The sequence below is a fragment of the Selenomonas sp. FOBRC9 genome (assembly GCF_000287655.1).
Taxonomy (GTDB): Bacteria; Bacillota; Negativicutes; order Selenomonadales; family Selenomonadaceae; genus Centipeda; species Centipeda artemidis.
The window spans coordinates 1-18,267 of the sequence record NZ_ALJR01000006.1 but is presented as its reverse complement, the minus strand read 5'-3'; the positions used below and the strand labels follow the sequence as shown (position 1 = coordinate 18,267).

General features: G+C 60.7%; 8 protein-coding genes. 1 reads left to right on the top strand and 7 read right to left on the bottom strand.

Features of this window, described 5'->3' with window-relative positions; genetic code table 11:
• Positions 1-5: 5 nt before the first annotated feature.
• The 7 genes from addA to HMPREF1147_RS02090 form a co-directional block, all read right to left on the bottom strand.
• Positions 6-3,851 carry a helicase-exonuclease AddAB subunit AddA gene (gene addA, locus HMPREF1147_RS02120; RefSeq protein ID WP_009657511.1) on the bottom strand — a complete coding sequence of 1,282 codons (3,846 nt, stop codon included), beginning with the start codon at positions 3,849-3,851 and terminating at the stop codon, positions 6-8.
• Positions 3,841-7,386, bottom strand: coding sequence for a PD-(D/E)XK nuclease family protein (locus HMPREF1147_RS02115; protein WP_009657509.1), 3,546 nt, complete (start codon positions 7,384-7,386; stop codon positions 3,841-3,843). Before HMPREF1147_RS02115 ends, addA begins: the two co-directional genes overlap by 11 nt.
• On the bottom strand, positions 7,383-10,463 hold the full coding sequence (locus HMPREF1147_RS02110; RefSeq protein ID WP_009657514.1) for an AAA family ATPase: 3,081 nt from the start codon (positions 10,461-10,463) through the stop codon (positions 7,383-7,385). The genes HMPREF1147_RS02115 and HMPREF1147_RS02110 overlap by 4 nt, the downstream gene beginning before the upstream one ends.
• Positions 10,460-11,605: an exonuclease SbcCD subunit D gene (locus tag HMPREF1147_RS02105; RefSeq protein WP_009657517.1), complete on the bottom strand. Its 1,146-nt coding sequence runs from the start codon at positions 11,603-11,605 to the stop codon at positions 10,460-10,462. Before HMPREF1147_RS02105 ends, HMPREF1147_RS02110 begins: the two co-directional genes overlap by 4 nt.
• Before the next feature lie 39 nt (positions 11,606-11,644).
• A complete protein-coding gene (ligA, locus tag HMPREF1147_RS02100) occupies positions 11,645-13,663 on the bottom strand; it encodes an NAD-dependent DNA ligase LigA (protein ID WP_009657518.1) in 2,019 nt (672 codons plus the stop codon).
• Positions 13,664-13,670: 7 nt separating this feature from the next.
• Positions 13,671-15,914 carry a DNA helicase PcrA gene (gene pcrA, locus HMPREF1147_RS02095; protein ID WP_009657513.1) on the bottom strand — a complete coding sequence of 748 codons (2,244 nt, stop codon included), beginning with the start codon at positions 15,912-15,914 and terminating at the stop codon, positions 13,671-13,673.
• 72 nt (positions 15,915-15,986) lie between these two features.
• The gene (locus HMPREF1147_RS02090; protein ID WP_009348966.1) at positions 15,987-17,633 is read right to left on the bottom strand and encodes a putative manganese-dependent inorganic diphosphatase; all 1,647 of its coding nucleotides are present in this window, start codon (positions 17,631-17,633) and stop codon (positions 15,987-15,989) included.
• Between the two features lie 339 nt (positions 17,634-17,972).
• Between HMPREF1147_RS02090 and HMPREF1147_RS02080 the strand changes: the two genes are divergently transcribed.
• A partial coding sequence (locus HMPREF1147_RS02080; protein ID WP_037351022.1) for a transposase occupies positions 17,973-18,267 on the top strand: 295 nt, incomplete at its 3' end.

Sequence of the window (18,267 nt, the reverse complement as noted above, 5' to 3'; positions counted from 1 at the left end):
GAATATCATTTCCCCGCGTCCCACATCTTTACCTCTTGTCCGGTATCGAGCAGGAAGAGCCAGCGTTCCTTCACGGGTCTCCCGAGAATGGTCTCCACGGCGTCTCCGTACAGATCGATTTGAAATTGGTAGCGCGCCCGCGCCGCTGCGGCGGAGATTTTTCGGTCGGTCTTGTAGTCGAGCAGGATATAGCCGCCGTCTTCCTCCTCAAAGAGAACGTCGATAATGCCTTGCAGAAAGATTTTGTCCTCCGCGTCCTGGGCTTCGGCATAATATTTCTGCGCGGGCAGGAGACGCCCGAAAGGGAGCTCTCGGTAGACCGCCTTTGCGGCACGCATCCGGCGTCCGAGCCGGGATGCGGCGAATTTCCATACGTGTTCGATGCGGATGCTCTCGCGCTCCGCCTCGGTGAGTATGCCCTTCTCGAGCAGCGTGTTCGCCTGCCGCACGATGGCATCGATGTCCGCGGCATCCGTGAGATCAAGCTGCTGCATGAACGTATGCATGGCAATGCCGCGCTCCATGGGCGTGAGGTACGCGCACGCGTCGCTGCGGAGAAAGCGCGGTGTTTCCCACGCTTCCGCCGTCTCTGCGCCCGCATCTCCAAGCGCGGGGGCAAAGGGCGGCGGCATCTCCTCGATGAGCTCCGCGCGGCGGCGTTTGAGCTCTGTGACGCTGGTCTTCGCGTGGATATGCTCCGTGCCGCGCGCGTCGTAATGCCAATCTAGGATGCGCGCAACCTCCTCCGCCCTGCCGCCCTCGGGCAGAGGATCGTCGGCACGGACAGCAGCAAGGATCGGATCGTCCTCGTCCGCCGCCCGGCGACGGGCGACACGCGCGTCTTCGTCGAACAGGCGGACATCAAACCGCGCCGCAGGAGACACGGGCAGGTATGGGGTAATCTCGGTGTCCGCTTCAAAAAGCGGCGCGCCGTCCGGATGCCGCATGAGCGCCAGCGCGGTCCAGTCGAGATAGGATTTCCCGCCGAGGATTGCCGCATCCGGCAATACGGCATCCTGCTCCTGCGCGTATGTTAGACATTTTTCACGCAGCTGCCCGAGTTTATCCTTGCCGCTGTGCGTGACGTTCAGTGTTCCGGTCAAGATTAGTTTTTCCTGTGCGCGCGTCATGGCGACGTAGAGGATGCGCATCTCCTCCGCCTTGGTTTCGCGCGCGATCACGTCTTTGACGCGGCGCAGGGAGAGGGTATCGTATCGCTGCCGCCCCGCCTCTGTGTTCTCGAACAGGCGAAGCCCGATGCCCTCCCGCGCGTGATAGAGGAGATCGCCGCCCGTATTCTTCTCGTTGAACGAGCCGCCGATATTGGAGAGGAACACGACGGGAAATTCAAGCCCTTTGCTCTTGTGAATGGTCATGATGCGCACGACGTTCTCGCTCTCGCCGAGCGTACGCGCGGCGGAGAGATCCGTGCTGCGGCTGCGCAATGCGTCGATGTAGCGCAGGAAACGGAAGAGCCCGCGCTCATTCGTGCGTTCAAATTCGGACGCACGGTCGATGAGCATACGCAGATTTGCCTGCCGCAGGACGCCGCCGGGCAGCGTCCCTACATAGTCGTAGTATCCCGTATCGCGATAGAGCATCCAAAGGAGTTCGGGAACGCTGTGCACGAGCGCATAGCGGCGCCACGCTCGGATGCGTTCAAGCGCGTGCCGGGCGCGTGTCATGAGTTCCGCGGGCAGCTCGTCTCCCCCGTCTGCCGTCAGCATGTCGTAAATGCTGCCCCGGGGCCTATGCGCACGCAGTTCCGCAAGCTCTTCCATGCGCAGCCCGATCATGGGCGATGCGAGTACCGCGGCGAGCGCGGTATCCTGCCGCGCATTATCGAGCGCCGCGAGCAGGGCGAGCATCATACGGATCTCGCCGCTCTCAAAGTAGCCGCCCGGCTCGTCGGCATAGGCGGGGATACCCGCATCGCGCAGGGCCTCGATGAGAATCTCCGCCCGCCCCTTCGCCGCGCGCAGGAGGATCACGATGTCGCTGTAAGTCAGCGGATGCCCGCCCCCGCCGTCGTGCACGATATATTTCTCGGAGATCAGTTCTGCGATGCGCCGCGCGATAAAGCGCGCCTCCACCTCGAATTTGCCGAGCTCCTCGCCGCTTTCTTCCTCCCCCTCCTCCTTTTCCTCTTCATCTGCGCGGTCGGTGTAGTCGACGCGCAGCAGGTTCACCTCCATGGGCGCGGCAAGGGATTTCCCGCCCGGTAGCTCGTCGAATTTGCGCCCCGGATTCAGGCGCGCCTTCTCGTCGTACGCAATATCGACGGCGGTCTCCGTCATGATCTGCGAAAATATGTAATTGATGGGTTCGAGCACTTCGGCGCGGCTGCGGAAATTCTCCGACATCGTGACGAGCGTTCCTTCCGCCGCCCCGCTGCGGTACGCGCGATAGGTCTGCTGAAAGAGGACGGGATCGGCAAGGCGGAATCGATAGATGCTCTGCTTGACGTCGCCGACGATAAAGCGGTTGTCCCCGCGCGCGATCTGCCGCAGAATGCCCTCCTGCAAGCCGTTCGTATCCTGATACTCATCCACCATGATGGCGTCAAAATGCCCCTGAAGCTCGACGGCGATGTCCGTGGGATCGACCATCGTCGGATCGGCTTGCAGCTTTTCCGGGTGCGCACACAAAAGATGCAGCGCTTCATGCTCGAGATCACTGAAATACAAGATGCCGCGCGCAATCTTTTCACGCTGCATCGCCGCGTGAAAATCTATTGTGAGCTGCGCAAACCGGCGTATGTCCGCGTTTGCACGGTTTTCCGCCGCGCACAGTTCCTCCGCAGTCTTGGGGAGCCGCTTCAAGAGCTTTTCCCACGCCGCAAAGACAGTCCTGGTCAGACGATTGAACTCCGCGGCAATCTCCGGCGCATAGGCGTCGAGGTCTTTGCGCGGGATCGCGCCGCGCTCCTTTTTTGCCGACGCTGCGGCGGACACAAATTTTGTCCATGCCGCCGTGTCCTGCGCATGTGCGAACACCTCGACCTCTCCCGCGAGGGCTTCGTAGATGCCCAGATGCTTCAGCACGGCGTCACGGGTCTTTTCCGCCGCCGCACGGAACGCATCGTCCCCCTCCGACAGCAGCTCGAGGGCGCGCCGGTAATCCGCACAGATCTTCCTGAGCGCCGTGCGCAGCTCGTCGACGAGGAGCGAAAATCCGGCGCGTTCCCAATACGGCGTATCATCCGGCACGCTCCCCTGCGCGGCGAGCCACGTCTCGGGCGAGGGCTGACTGAGCGAGAATTTGTAGAGGGCAAGTACCGCCTTTTGCAGTCGTTCGTCGCCCCCCTTATCCCCGACGTAGGCGTCGGCAAAGGCGAGAAAACCGTCCGCATCGCCCTGCGCCGCCGCCGCGCTATATTTCTCCTCAAGCAGACGCTCAAAGACATCGTTCGTCAGCAGAAGAATCTCCTGCTCGCTCGCCAGCCGATAGTTCGGCGGAATCTGCGTCGCCTCGATATACGTCTGCAATATTCGCTGACAAAAGGAGTGAAAGGTCGAAATATCCGCGCCCGTCAGGAGAATGCGCTGACGTTCAAGCGCGGCGATCTCCTCGTCCGCGTCGGATGTCGCCGCACGCTCCTCCGCGATACGGTCAATCTCGGCATTGAGCGCAGTCTCGATGCGCTCGCGCATCTCCGCCGCCGCCGCTTTCGTAAAGGTGAGGACAAGCACGCGGTCGAGCGAGAGTTCTCCGCTGCGCACCTGCGCGATGATACGCTCCACGAGGACGCGCGTCTTGCCCGATCCTGCCGCCGCCGCGACGAGGATGTTCTGCCCGCGCGTTTCAATCGCCCGGCGCTGATCCGCCGTAAAGCGCATGTCATTCGCCATCCGTATCTCCCTCCTCTCTTACGGCGTCCGTGATCTCCTCCATCGCAGCCTGCGCGTCGTTCGGTATGTCGCGGTAACCGTCCCCGAGCTCCGGCGCAAATCCGCAGACGACACGATACGCACAGAACGCACACGCTGTTCTCTGTTTGAACCGATACGGCGCCGCTGCAATTCGACCGCTCAGAATCTCCTCCGCCGTTTCGCGTACGAGCTGCGGGAGGAATTTGAGCAGGCTTTCAAACTCCTCCCGCACACGCAGATATTTTTCGGACGCCTTGGAAAACGCATTCTTTCCGGTAATCGATACGCAAAGGTGCTCGGTCAACGCATCGATGCGCCGAATGACGTCCATATCGTCGATGAGGAATCCCGTCAGCTTCGATTTCTTTGCAGATGCATCTTGCAGTGCGGCATCGTCGAGCCGTATATCGGGTTCGATGAGGGGATTCACGGCGGGCGCGTAGAGCATCCCCGCAGGCGCACCGTCACGCAGGAGGCAGTGCACCACATAGAGATAGAGGAGCAGCTGCATCTTCAGCCCATGGCGAATCTCGGGCAGCTCAAGGGACACCGTACCCGTCTTGTAGTCGAGCACGATGTAATACGCCCCGTCCTCCGAGACGTCATAGCGGTCGATCTGTCCGCGCAGTGAGAGCGTCATACCGTCCGCGAGCGGGAACTCCGCGATCCGAACGCCGTCATGCCCCCCAAAGCCGACCTCAAATCCCTGCGGGCGGAACTCGGACGCCGCAGCCCATGCGGTCAGGCGTCGGATCACCTGCCGCGCCGTCCTGCGGATGCGTTCGACGCGATGCCGATAGCTCGCACGGCTCAGGAGCACCGCAGAGCGAACCTGCGGCACGATCTGCGCGAGGAGTTCGTCGATTTTCGTATCGCCCTCCTGTGCCGCCGTGCTCCAGTCATTCCCATGCGCCGCGCGTACCCATTCGCCGTAGCCGCGCAGAATGCCGTGCAGGAGCGTGCCGAAATCATTGTTTTGAAATTCGTAGACCTCGCGTTCCCGCAGCGTAAGTCCGTATTTCGCAAAATGACTGAACGGACACGCGCGGAACGCTTCGAGCCGCGTCGTGCTCCCGGCGATGCGGCGGTGCGGTGCAAAGAGACGCACTGCGACCGCAGGGGGGATCTCCGTCTCGCGCAGATGCGCAAAGAGCCCGCCGACCATGAGACGCAGGGGCGGACGCATCTCTTCACTCTTCCGCATCCAGTTGTAAACGTCCCGCCACAGGGGACGCATGTCTCCGCGCTCCTTTTGCCCGAGCAGTGCGCCCGAGAGCGCCGAGAGCGCGGGACGCGTCGCCGCGAGTACGAGCGCGTCCTCCCGTTCCACCGTCGCCAGCGGGATGGATAAAAACGACGGTTCGAGACGGCGCAGGCGCGCGATGAGCGGCGACGGGGAGAGCGCAGAGCCGTCGCTCCCCGCAAGCGCGTAGGATACCGACAGATATTCGCGCGCCGCCGTGAACCCGCGGTACAGACGGTATCGCTCCAAAAAGCTCTGTTCCCGCCCCCCGCTGAAAATCTCAGGCGCGGCGCCCTCATGCAGCGCATGAAACATCTCGTTCATGGAGAGCCGTTCGGCATCCGAGAGCACGCCCTGCTGCGCGCCCGCGCGCGGCATTGTTCCCGCGTTCGCACCAACGATGTAGACGGCACGAATGCCCGCGAGACTGTTTTGGTCAAAGGATGCAATCGTCACATGGTCAAGCCCCGGCGGGATGAGCGCGATGTCGAGCGCGTCCAGCCCGTCGCCGAGGATCTCCTCATAATCGTGCGCGGAAATCTCCTCGTCCCCACCGGTCTCGACCATTTGATCAAAGAGGTTCATGCAGGACGTCCAAATCTGCCGATGTGCCGCGGCATCGGCAAGCCGCCCCTCGGCATCCGCCGCTGCACGCCATGTCTCCAAAATGCGCGGCACGTCTAGCTCCATGAGTAATTCATAGAGGGACTGTGTACGCGTGCGCGCCGTCCCCTGCGCCCGGCTCAGGCGTTCCTTCAGCAGGGCGAGCGGCGCGGCGATACGCCTGCGCACGGCGTCGAGCGCGATCTCCTCGGCAATGCGCGCGGCATTTTCCTCGCTCTCATAGGCATCCGACGCAATCGCGCGCCGCGCAAAATCCCAATCCTCCGTCGCCGTCCACTGCCGCTGCGTACGAATGCCGTACGCGAGACAGTAGTTTTCGAGGCGATCCACCGCCTCCTGCCAGTCGCCCGAGGGAGCAAGTACTTTTGTCTCTTCCTCCGATGCGCCGAGCACGGGGAAAAATCCCGTACGCAGTGCACGAAACATCGTCTCATATCCCCAGCCGCGCCACGCCGTCCAGGCGGCAGCACGCAGAAGCTCGGCGAGCGGGTGATGCGTGCTCGGACGCTTCGCATCCAAATAACACGGAATGCCGTAGTCCGCGAAGGTCAGCGTCAGCAGCTCCGCATAACAGGGCATATCGCGCACGAACACGGCGATCTCACGGTAGCGGTACCCTTGTTCGCGCGTGAGGCGCAGAATGTCCGCCGCCGCAGCCTCCGCCTCAAGGCGCGGATTCGCCGCCTCCACGAGGCGGAGCGCACCGTCCCCGCACGGCACAATCCGGTCGTGACCGAAGAGATGTCCCTCGATTGCCGCGAGAGAAGACCGGTGCGTGCGCCGCTGCACTTCCATCAGTTGAATCGAAGATGCTGCCTGCGGATCGATTTCCGCTAGAATTTGGTCGAGATCTCGCATCGCTCGATAGCCGCGGGAAAACAGCCCTGTATCCTGCGTGTTCTCCGGCAGGTTGACGCGCACATGTCCGCCGTCCCGGCGTCCCTCCATCGTGAGTGTCACATGGATCGCGCCCGCCGTATGAAAGAGCGCGCGAAATACGGCAAGCTCCTGCGGGTTGAAAAAATCGAAGCCGTCCACCCAAATCTCCGCATCGCGGAGGAAGGACGCCGTGCCAAGCTGCCGGGCGAGACGCTCCATCCGGTCGGTTTGATCCGTATAGCGTCCCTCCATACGCGCAGCAAGGTCCTCCATGACGATTGAGAGATCCGCGAGTTTTTGCGGCAGTCGTCCGGTCGCCGCCTGCTCGGCAGCTGTGCGCAGTATATCCGGATGAATCCGATAGCGTTTGAGTTCCGCAATCGTGCTTCCCAGCGTCTCGGTAAATCCGCGTTTATGCACCGAACGCGCAAAGGCGGATAGGTCACCCGCGCGCTTGATGAGGATGTCCTTGAGCAAAATGCGCATCCCAATATCGCTGATGCGCGGCAGATGTGCTCCCCCCGTCTCGATCAGCACTTGACGCGCAAATCTGCGGAACCCAAAGACGTATGCCTGCAAAAAACCTGCGCCGCTCGTCAAGACCTCGGCGAGCGCGCGCTCCGCGGCGTAGGTCATATGCTCGGGCACGAGCAAAATCCGCTGTCTGCCCAGCGGCTCGCGCGTGAGCGCATCCTTCATCGCCATGAGACAGGCGTGTGTCTTGCCCGTCCCCGCGCGTCCGATGATAAACTCTAGTGTCGCCGTCATAACGCCTCCGTGCCGCCCTCCGTAAAGCGCGCCCTGCTCCCCTGTGCTGTCCGTTCCACGAGGAGATGCACGGGAATGCGCGCGCGTAGTTCCTCCACATGGGAGATGATGCCGACGAGCCGTCCGCCCTCCCGCTGTACCTCAAGCAAAGCGCGGACGGCGACATCGAGCGTCTCGCTGTCAAGCGAGCCGAACCCCTCGTCGATAAAAATCATGTCGAGATGCATTCCACCCGCATAATGCTGTACGACATCGGACAGCCCGAGTGCCAGCGAGAGCGATGCGAGAAAGGTCTCGCCGCCCGAGAGCGTCCGCGACCCGCGCGGAAGTCCCGTATACTCGTCGAACACGTCGATCTCAAGCCCCCACCACTTGTTTTTATGCCCGCCTTCGCCGTGGACGAGACGGTAGCGTCCGCGGCTCATCATGACGAGCCGCGCGTTTGCCGCCTCGATGACGTCGCTCAGGATGGAGCGCAGGACATAAGTCTGGAAATGCACTTGATACGGCGGCTTTGCCGCGGCAACCTGCGCCAGTTTGCCCATGATGCGGTATTTCTCCGCGCGCTCCTCGCCCGTCTTTTCCAGTGCCGCAATATCCGCCGCCATGCGGCGCAGCCCCGCGAGCCGCTCCATGCGGCTGCCCTGCGCCTGCGACGCCTCCTTGACCGCCGCATCCGCCGCCGTCTCCGCCGCTATGAGCGCAGGCGTATCGGGAGCAGTAAGCCCCGCGGCGGCAGTCTCCGCCTGTTTCAGCAGCTCCAGCGCTGTATTGTAGTTGTCCGTGTGCTTCTTGATGCGTGCTTCGACTTCTTCCTGATAGGCGGCTTCCGACCAGCGACCTTCAACCGCCGTGCGGTACTCCTCCTCCGATGCGAAGCCCGCTTCCGTGCGCGCGGCGGCAAACGCCTCCGCAACCGCGCGATGTATCTCTGCGCTCTCCTCTGTGGCGGCCTTTTTCACGCGCAGTTCCGTTTCCGCGCGCGCAAAATCGGCTGCGGTCTCTTTTTCCTTCCGCTGTGCCGCGAGATAGGATGCATTTGCCGTCTCTAGCACCCCTTTTAGTTTATTCAGTTCCGTTTCGAGCAATGCCATATCCCGATATTCCTCGGGAAGCTGTGTCTCAAGCCCCTGCATCTCGCCCTCGCGCAAACGGAGTTTATCGTTCGTCTCCTGCACCGTCTTCTCCTTTGCGGCGGCAGATTCCTCCGTCTGCGCGCGGCGGAGCTTCGCCTTGTCGAGCTGCGTCTGTGCATCCCTACGCTCCGAGCGTGCGCGCGCGAGAGCATCGCCGCGCTCCTGCGTACGCCGCGTCAGTTCCTCTAACGTATCCGCGCCGAGGTAATCCGTCAGCGTTTGCCGGGCGTGGCGCACGTCCTGCTCTGCGCGCTCCCGCTGCGCTCTGCATTCTTCCTCCTGCACGCGGCATTGCCGCAGATTCTGCTCCGCCGCGTCCTCCGCCTGCGCCGCCGCATCCAGCTCCTGCGCCGTAGGAATGTCTTCCGCATGTACGGCGGGATGGGGATGAGATATTGCCCCGCAGACGGGACACGGCGTCCCGTCCGCGAGTTTTTCGGCGAGCCGCGCGGCGCTCCCAAGATCATAGAGGAGCTGCATCCGACGCCGTTTTGCTTTGGCGTCGTTCAAATGTTGCTCCGCATCTTTGAACGCTTGCCCTGCCGCCTGCTCCGCATTCTTCAGCGCCGGGAGCTTGGCGGCGTGTGCCGCTTCCTCCTGCGCGGCGCGGCGGCAGCGGTTCAGCCGCTCGGATTCCTGCGCCGCGGCTTCCTCGGTCGCTAGGATTTGGTCGCACGCGGCAATCCGCTGCTCCGTCCGCCGGATCTCCTCCGTCAGCGCGCTCAACGCCGCCGCATCGGCGGTTTTCTCCTCCTGTGCGCGCGCCGTCCGGGTGCGCAGATGCTCTACCGCGCTGCGGCACTCCGTGAGCTGCGCCGCCTGCGCGCTGTATCCCGTAAGTGTCCTGATCCGCTCTGCGAGCTGCGTACGCTCCGCTTCGCGCACCTCCTCACGCTTCAGCAATTCCTGCGCCGTACGAGATGCCGCCTGTGCCTTTGCAAATTGCTCCGCCGCGGCTTTATATTCCTCGGCTCTGCGCCGCGCCTGCGCGTCCGCCTGCCGCAGTTCCTGAGCTTTATAGAACGCGGGCATCGCGCGCCTTGCACGGTCGAGTTTTCTGCGAAACTCCTCCACGGTATCTACTTTCGCGCGCATCTCATCCGCTTTTTTCCGTGCCTCGGCAAGCGCGCCGAGACGCATTTCCGCCGCCGCCCCTTGCTCACGCGCGCGTCGCGCGTCCCGGGCAGTCTTTTCGAGCGTGCCGAGACGCGCCGCATACTGTTTCGTATCCGCGTCGAGCCGGTCGATGCGATCGCGGAGTTCTTCGGTGGATGCGAGCTCCTGCGTTTGCAGCATTTGCTCCGTGCGCGCACGATCCTCCGCCGATGCGCGCTCAAGTACGAGGGCTTCCTCCGTCAGAGCCTCCTCCAGCCGCCGATACCGCTCAGTGCGGAAGATCCGCTGCATGATCGCGCTGCGGTCTTTGACCTCGGCGAGCAAAAACCGCTGGAACTGCCCCTGCGGCAGCAGGATGACCTGACGGAACTGATCGGCGTCGAATCCGATGAGCGCTCCGATGCGCTTTGTGACCTCCGTCACATTCGAATCCAGCAGTACCTCTTCGCCCTCTTCCCCCACATCCGGCAGACGATAGAGCTCCCCTCTCGGTGTACGTCGCGTCATCTTTCCCCGCGACATACGCTCATAGCCGGGAGAGCGAAGAACACGATACCGCCGCCTGCCGAGCGCAAATGTATACTCCACTTCCGTGACGCGTTCGGGCGGTGCGGCGGAGGAACGCAGCATAGCTCCCTCGCGTACATCGCCGCTTGATTCGCCATACAGCGCAAATACAATAGCGTCTAGTATCGTCGTTTTCCCTGCGCCCGTCGCTCCATGGATGAGGACAAAGGGCGCGCCCGACAGCGCCGTCTCGAAGTCCAGTATCTGTTCCTCGACGTACGAACCGAACGCCTGCATCCGCAGCTTCAGTGGTCTCACGCTTCCCTCGCCTCCTTTTCCAGTCTGTCGATCACGCGGATGAGTGCGTGCTCCTCCTCCGCCGATAGCTTCTCCCGTGTCACATCGGCAAAGAACTCCGCAAAGAGGTGGAGTTCCGACTTTCCGCGCTCATAAATTCTCTCATTCGAAGAAAGACGCCCCATATTGACATTGGGGCGCGTGATGGAAAAGAGATTCGGATAAACATGGCGCAGCTTCTCATGCGCGGCGAGCACGGCGTCGCTGTCAAGCAGCTCGACACAGATATAGTCGTCGTGCGGGAGCGGGTCGAATCCATCCGCCATGAGCTCGTTCATGAGACCGCTGACGATACGCACATCATGACGCGGCGGGAGCGGGTAGAACGTATGGGATGCCGCGCCCGCACCGTCGATTTCAACGAGTTCGACGCCCTTCTTCTGCCGCACTTCGTCAAACGAATATTTGAGCAGCGAACCGGAATATCGTATATGCTCCGCGCCTGCCCGCTGCGGTGCATGGAGATGTCCGAGCGCCGTATAGTTATATGCCGTAAAGTTCTCGGCACCGACCTGATCGCTGCCGCCAACCGACAGCGCATGTTCGGACTCCGAGGTCTGCCCGCCGATGACGAAGGCATGTGCGACCGCCACACTACGCGCACCCGCAGGGATCTGCGCCCGCGCCGCGGCAATCTGCACACCAAGCGCCGCGTCAAAGGACGGCATCGTCTCTAGGGCAAAGGCATCCTTTACATGCGGCGGATCACCGTAGGGAATCAGGGAAAAATAGATGTCCCCATAATCATCGGAAAGCACAACGGGCGGCTCTGCGGCGCGCACCATCCCCGCAAGGTAGACGCCCGAGGCGCGCAGCAGCTCCGCACCAAAGCCTAGACGCACGGCGCTGTCATGATTGCCCGCGATAAAGAGCACCTTGACGCCGCGCAGGGCGAGCTTTGCAAGCGTCTCGCTAAAGAGCGCCACCGCCTCGGGCGGCGGGATCGCACGGTCATAGATATCGCCCGCGATGACGAGCGCGTCGGGGCGTACATCGTCGCAGAGAGCGATCAGCTCGTCCAGCACATACGCCTGATCCTCCGTCATGTGCCGCTGTCCGAACAGCTTTCCCAAATGCCAATCCGCCGTATGGATAAAACGCATAGATCCCTTCACTCCATTCGGATGCGATTCCGATCCAAATTATTCTTCTATCATCCGCCGCAGCGCCGCTTCGTCCAGCACGGGAACGCCCAAGGACTCCGCCTTCACGAGCTTGCTGCCCGCCGCCTCGCCCGCAACGAGATAATCCGTCTTTTTCGACACAGAGCCTTTCACCGTGCCGCCGTGTGCCGTGATGAGCGCCGCACATTCCTCGCGCGAGAGCGTCGGCAGCGTCCCCGTAATGACAAACGACTTGCCGTCGAGCGCAGTTCCCGCGCGTTCCCGGGGCGCGGATGCAAAGTTCACACCCGCCGTGCGGAATTTCTCGAGCAGCCCCCTGCCCGCCTCTGAGCCAAAGAACGCCGCAAGACTGCGCGCGCTGACTTCGCCCATATCGGGCACGGCGAGGATTTTCTCCGCATCGCCGCGCGCCGCTTCCGCAAGAGCATCAATGGATGGAAACGCCTGCATCAGGGAGATTGCCGCCGCGCGCCCGATTCCCGCGATGCCGAGCCCCGTGAGGAGACGATCGGGGGGATTCTCCTTGCTGTGCACGATCGCATCGAGAAGTTTATCGACGGTCTTTTCGCGACCGATGATGCCCGACACAATCAATTCGTCACGATGCTCATACAACGTATAGATGTCGGCAATATCATGTAAATATTTCACATGTGTCAATGCGATGACTGCCGCTGCGCCGAAGCCCTTGATATCCATCGCCGTACGGCTGACAAAATGAAGAATGTGATTCTCCACCTGCGCCGGGCAGACGGGATTTTGACACTTCATATCGGCGGTGTCCGCCTCGCGCACCGCCGGCGCGCCGCAGACGGGACAGGTATCGCCGATGACGTACGGCACGGTGCCCGCGGGGCGTTTCTCGAGGACGACCGCCTTCACGCGCGGGATGATTTCACCGGATTTATAGACGAGGATCGTGTCACCGATGCGCACATCCAGCCCCGCGATATAGTCCTGATTGTGCAGGGTCGCACGCTCGACGCGCGTACCGCAGAGCTGAACAGGGTCGAATACCGCCGTCGGCGTGATGCGCCCCGTACGACCAACGGAGAGCTCGATCTCTCGGAGCACCGTCTCTTTTTCCTCGGGCGGATACTTATAGGCGATTGCCCAGTGCGGCGCCTTTGCCGTCGCCCCCAGCTCCGCGCGCTGCGAAAAATCGTTGACCTTGACCACCGCGCCGTCGATGTCATAGGGCAGAGTGCCGCGGCGCGCCCTGATCTCCTCGATTGCCGCCCACACTTCGTCCGCCGTGCGGCAAACGCGATACCCAGCGATGATCTTTATCCCCTGCGCGCGCATAAAGTCATATGACGCCGTATGCGACGCAAACGTCCGCCCCTCCGTGCGCTGCAAGTTAAAGACGAACATCGAGAGCCTGCGCTCGCGCGTTACGCGCGCATCGAGCTGACGCAGTGTTCCCGCCGCACAGTTGCGCGGATTCGCAAACGGCTTCAGCCCCAGCAGCTCCTGCCGCTCGTTGACTGCCGCAAACGCCGCGCGCTCCATATAGACCTCGCCGCGCACTTCAAAATACACGGGCGCGTCGCTAAGCTGCTCCCGCACATCTGCAATCATGCGCGCGTTCTCCGTCACGTCCTCGCCCTGCACGATGCCGTCGCCGCGCGTGACGGCACGCGCGAGCACGCCGTTTTCGTAGCGCAGCGCGAGCGACAGCCCGTCGATCTTCTCCTCGACGACAAACTCCGCCGCCGGAAAATGCGCGCGTATGCCCGCGACAAACTCCCTAATCTCCGCCTCGCTGAATACGTCCTGTAAGGACAGCATGGGTACATCGTGCTTCACGAGTACGCCCGCCGTCCGCTGCGCCGAGCCGCCGACCTTCTGCGTCGGTGAATTCTTCGTGATGAGCTCGGGGTACTCCGCCTCGATCGCCTTCAGCTGGAGCATGAGTTGATCGAACTCATAATCCGATATGTCGGAAGCGTTGTCGTCATAATACTGCTTCGAATACCGGCGAATCTGCCTGCGCAGTTCCGCCAGCTCCGCCTTGACCGCCTGAATGTCGCTCATAGCATCCTCACAATTTCAAAATGGGTGCATATTTTTGCACGAATTTTTTGATTCCCTCGCCCGGGAACGCGATGGTCAGCTCCGCATCTTCGCCCTCGCCGCGGATGGAGACGACGCGTCCGTCGCCCCATTTGCTGTGACGTACGGCGTCGCCCGCCGTAAACTTTGCCGCCGCATCGGGACGAATCACGCTCCCGTCCTCCGCCGTATGCTGCGGCGGGGGCGGCATATAGGGACGCCGCACGCCGTTTGCCCCACGCCCCCAAACGTCGGTGCGCCCGCCGCGCATATCTCCCTCCGCCGCAAAGTCCGCCTGCTTGTGCTCCACGAGATGCTCCGGAATCTCCGCGAGGAACCGCGAGGGGCGCGACATCTCCGTCCGCCCGTAGATCGTCCGCTGCCGCGCGTGTGTCAGATAGAGCCGCCTCTCGGCGCGCGTGATGCCGACATAGCAGGTACGTCGCTCCTCCTCGATCTCGTCGTCGTCGAGGAGCGTCCGTGAATGCGGGAACAGCCCCTCTTCCATGCCCGCCATGAATACGGTCGGGAACTCCAGCCCCTTCGCCGCGTGGAAGGTCATGAGCGTCACGCTGCCGTCCGACTGCTCCGCCTGATCCACATCCGAGATCAGGGAAATCTGCGCGAGGAAGTCCTCGAGACCGTTCTCCCCCTCGGCTGCGCCGTCCTCAAAGTTCTTTGCCACGCTGATAAATTCGCGCAGGTTCTCAAGGCGATCGCGATTGTCCTCCTTTTTATCCTCCTCGAGCGCCTTCGCATAGCCCGACTCCTCGATGATGTCCTCCACGATCTCGTGCAGCGGACGCGTGCCGAGCTGCCCCATGAACGTAAAGACGAGCGCGGCGAAATCCTCCAGCGCAAATTTCACCTTCCCGGAGAGTTTTGGAATCATGGCGAGCATTTGACTGTCCGTAATGATCTCGAACAGCGATATTCGGTGCTCCGCCGCCAGCTCCGCCATGCGCGCAAGCGTCGTCTGCCCCAGCCCGCGCCGCGGCACGTTGATGATGCGCAGGAGACTCAGCGTGTCGCGCGGATTGTAGATCACGCGCAGATATGCGATGATATCCTTGATCTCGCGCCGATCGTAAAACCGCACCGCGCCCACCATCGAATAGGGCACGCCCGATGCGTAGAACGCCTCCTCGATGTTGCGGGACTGCGCATTCGTCCGATAGAGCACGGCAATATCGCCGTATTTAACGTTGAACATCGTATGCAGACGCTCCACCTCGCGCACGATATAGGACGCCTCGTTCTTCTCCGTCGCGCCCTCGTAAACGACAATGGGATCGCCCTGCACATTGTCCGTCCACAGCGCCTTCTTTTTGCGATCCAAATTGTTCTCGATGACCGCATTTGCAGCTTCGAGGATATTCTTCGTCGAGCGGTAGTTCTGCTCGAGCAGGATGACCGTCGCCTCCGGATAGTCGCGCTCGAAATTGAGGATATTGCGCATATCCGCGCCGCGCCAGCCGTAGATGGACTGATCTGCATCGCCCACAACGCAGATATTCCGATGCCCGCCCGCGAGAAGCTTCGTGATGTTGTACTGCGCCCCGTTCGTGTCCTGATACTCGTCCACGAGGATGTAGCGGAACTTCTCTTGATACTTCCTGCGCACCTCTTCGTTCTGCGAGAGCACCGCAACCGTCAGCATCAGGAGATCGTCAAAATCGAGCGCGTTATTCGCGCGCAGCTTCGACTGATAGAGTTCATAGACCTTCGCGACCTGCTCGGCAAAGAAGTCGCCCGCCCCCGCTGCGAACTGCGCCGCCGTTAAGAGATTATTCTTCGCGTCCGAGATGTGCGACTGCACCGCACCCGGCGCCGTATGCTTCTCGTCGATATTCAGCTCTTTGAGGCATTCGCGGATGAGACCTTTACTGTCCGCCGCATCGTAGATGACAAAATTTTTCTCATAGCCCTTTAGATGCTCGATCTCAATGCGCAAAAAACGCGCGCAGAACGAGTGAAACGTGCTCAGCCACACATCGTGCGCCGCCTCGCCGATGAGCGTGTCGACGCGGTCGCGCATCTCGCGCGCCGCCTTGTTCGTAAACGTGATGGCGAGGATGCGGTACGGCGGCACGTCGTGCGCCAAAAGATTGGCAATGCGGTAAGTCAGAACACGCGTCTTGCCAGAGCCTGCACCCGCCACGATGAGCAGCGGTCCCTCGAGACAGGCAACGGCGCGTTGCTGCGGCTCGTTCAGCCCTTGAAACAGATCCATGAAAGCTCCTTTTCCCAATAAGAAAGGCGGGCTGCCACATGGCAAACGCCGCCCCTATCATACTGACGATTTTTACGATTTAATACGCTTGACTGCCTCAGAGAGCGGCGGAATGATCTGCTTTTTCCGCGACATCACGCCCGGCAGATAAAGATGCGTTCCGCTCGTATCCTTGCGGAACGCTTCGCCGATCAGCGTACGCGGCGAGCCGGTAAAGAGCAGATACGTCGCTTCCTCGAGGATGTCCGTAATCATCACGAGACTCATGTCAAAGCCCTCAGACTCGCAGATCGACTTCATTGCTGCGATCAGCTCGTCCTCCTTCTCCATGATTTCCTTTGTCCCCATGACCGAGGTTTGGCTCACAATCACACGATATGTACCGATGGTAAATTCTTTCAGATCGTTGCGCACGATCTCCATCGGCGTCATATTGCCGACGCTCGACCCTGCCTTGAGCATATCCAGCCCGTAGGTATTGAGATTGACGTTCGCGATCTCCGCAAGGCGCTCCGCCGCCTTCTTATCGGCAGGTGTACAGGTAGGAGACTTAAAGAGCACAGTATCCGAGATGATTGCAGACAGCAGCAGCCCCGCAATCGACGGCGGGATATCAATGTCGTTTTGCCAGTGCATATTCGACACAATCGTTGCCGTGCAGCCGACCGGCTCCGCATGAGTGTAGATCGGCTCGCTCGTGCTGATTCCGCCAAAGCGATGATGATCAATGATCTCGACAATCTTCGCATCCTCGATGCCCTCGACCGCCTGATTGCGCTCATTGTGATCAACGAGAATGACGCGCACAGGTTCGGAGACGACGAGCCGGTCGCGGCTCACAAGACCAACGATGCGCCCGTTCTCGAGCACCGGGTAGTTGCGGAAATTCGTCTCCTCCATCGTCCCCTTGATATCCGAGAGCAGATCAAGCGGCTTAAAGCAGATCGGATTGTCGTGCATAATGCGGCGAATCGGCACGCACTGGTTGATGAGACGTGCCACCGTATAGGTATCGTAGGGCGTCGACAGGACAAAGATACCGCGCTTCTCCGCCTCCTCAATCGCCTCTGCGGGAATGCGCCCGTCTCCGGTCACGATGAGACAGGAAATGCCCTGATCGATACATGCAAGGACAATATCTTCCTTGCGGTCGCCGATGAGGACAATGTCGTTCTGCTTGACAAGTTTTTTAATCGTATGTACGCTGCCCGCTGCGATGCGGATCTGCCCCTTGATCGTCTCGCCCTCTTCGCCTGAGACCAACACGTTGCTGTCCGTCGCATGGATGATGTCACGATAGCGCACGCGCATATCGGAGAGATTCGTCATGCCAAGCTCTTGGAAATAACGCTTCGCGAGGTCGCTGACAGAGACGATGCCGACGAGAATCCCCTGACTGTCCGTCACCGGGATCGACCTCAAATCATTGTGGCGCAGCACCTCTCCAAGATGACGCAGCGTGTCGTGCTGACGAACGACAATCTTGCAGTCCATCGCGATGTCCTTCACGCGCGGATAGAGATCGGGAATGAGCAGCGGCTGTTCCACATGGAAATATTCCAGCGCGAACTTTGTCTCCTTATTGATTTTCCCAGCGCGCGCTGCCACAGCGTTGACCCCGAGCGACTGTTTCAGATGAGCGTACCCGATCGCTGAGCAGATGGAGTCTGTATCCGGATTGCGATGTCCGATGACGTAAATCGGCTTTGCAACGTTCAAAATAATTCCTCCCTAGAGCGGTCTCGATACACCGCATACTGTGGTTTTATTATAGCATACTCGTTTAGATGATTCAAATTTTGAAAAATAAAGGCTCTTTGTCAATTGTCATGGAAAAATTTTTTCAAAAAATTTTTCTAGGCAGGCTGCGAGCGACGAGCTTGACGCAATTTGTTATTCAGAATGAACAATATGCGGCGACGGAAATTGACGATGTTGCGGAAACCATAGCAGATCCGTTTCAACACTTTATGGGAGTGTATAATAAACTGTGTAAGTAGGAAGACAGCTTAGGAGCACTCCCCGTGAGGGGGAGTCAAAAACTAAGGAGGAACCCTTATGTCAAAGAGGCTCCCACGGCGCGGTGCAACGCTCGCTAAGGCAATTATCGAAGAGTATCAGCCCAAGAGTGTAGAAGACATGCAAAACGCCCTCAAAGAAATCTTCGGTCCCATGTTTGAAGCCATGCTCAATGGCGAGATGGAAAACCACCTCGGTTACATGAGCAACGAGCGAGGCGAAAAGGATACAGCAAATCGCCGCAACGGATATACCCCCAAAGTCCTTAAAACCTCGGCAGGCGAGGTTCCCATCAGCGTCCCAAGAGACCGTGACGGCTCTTTTACACCGCAAA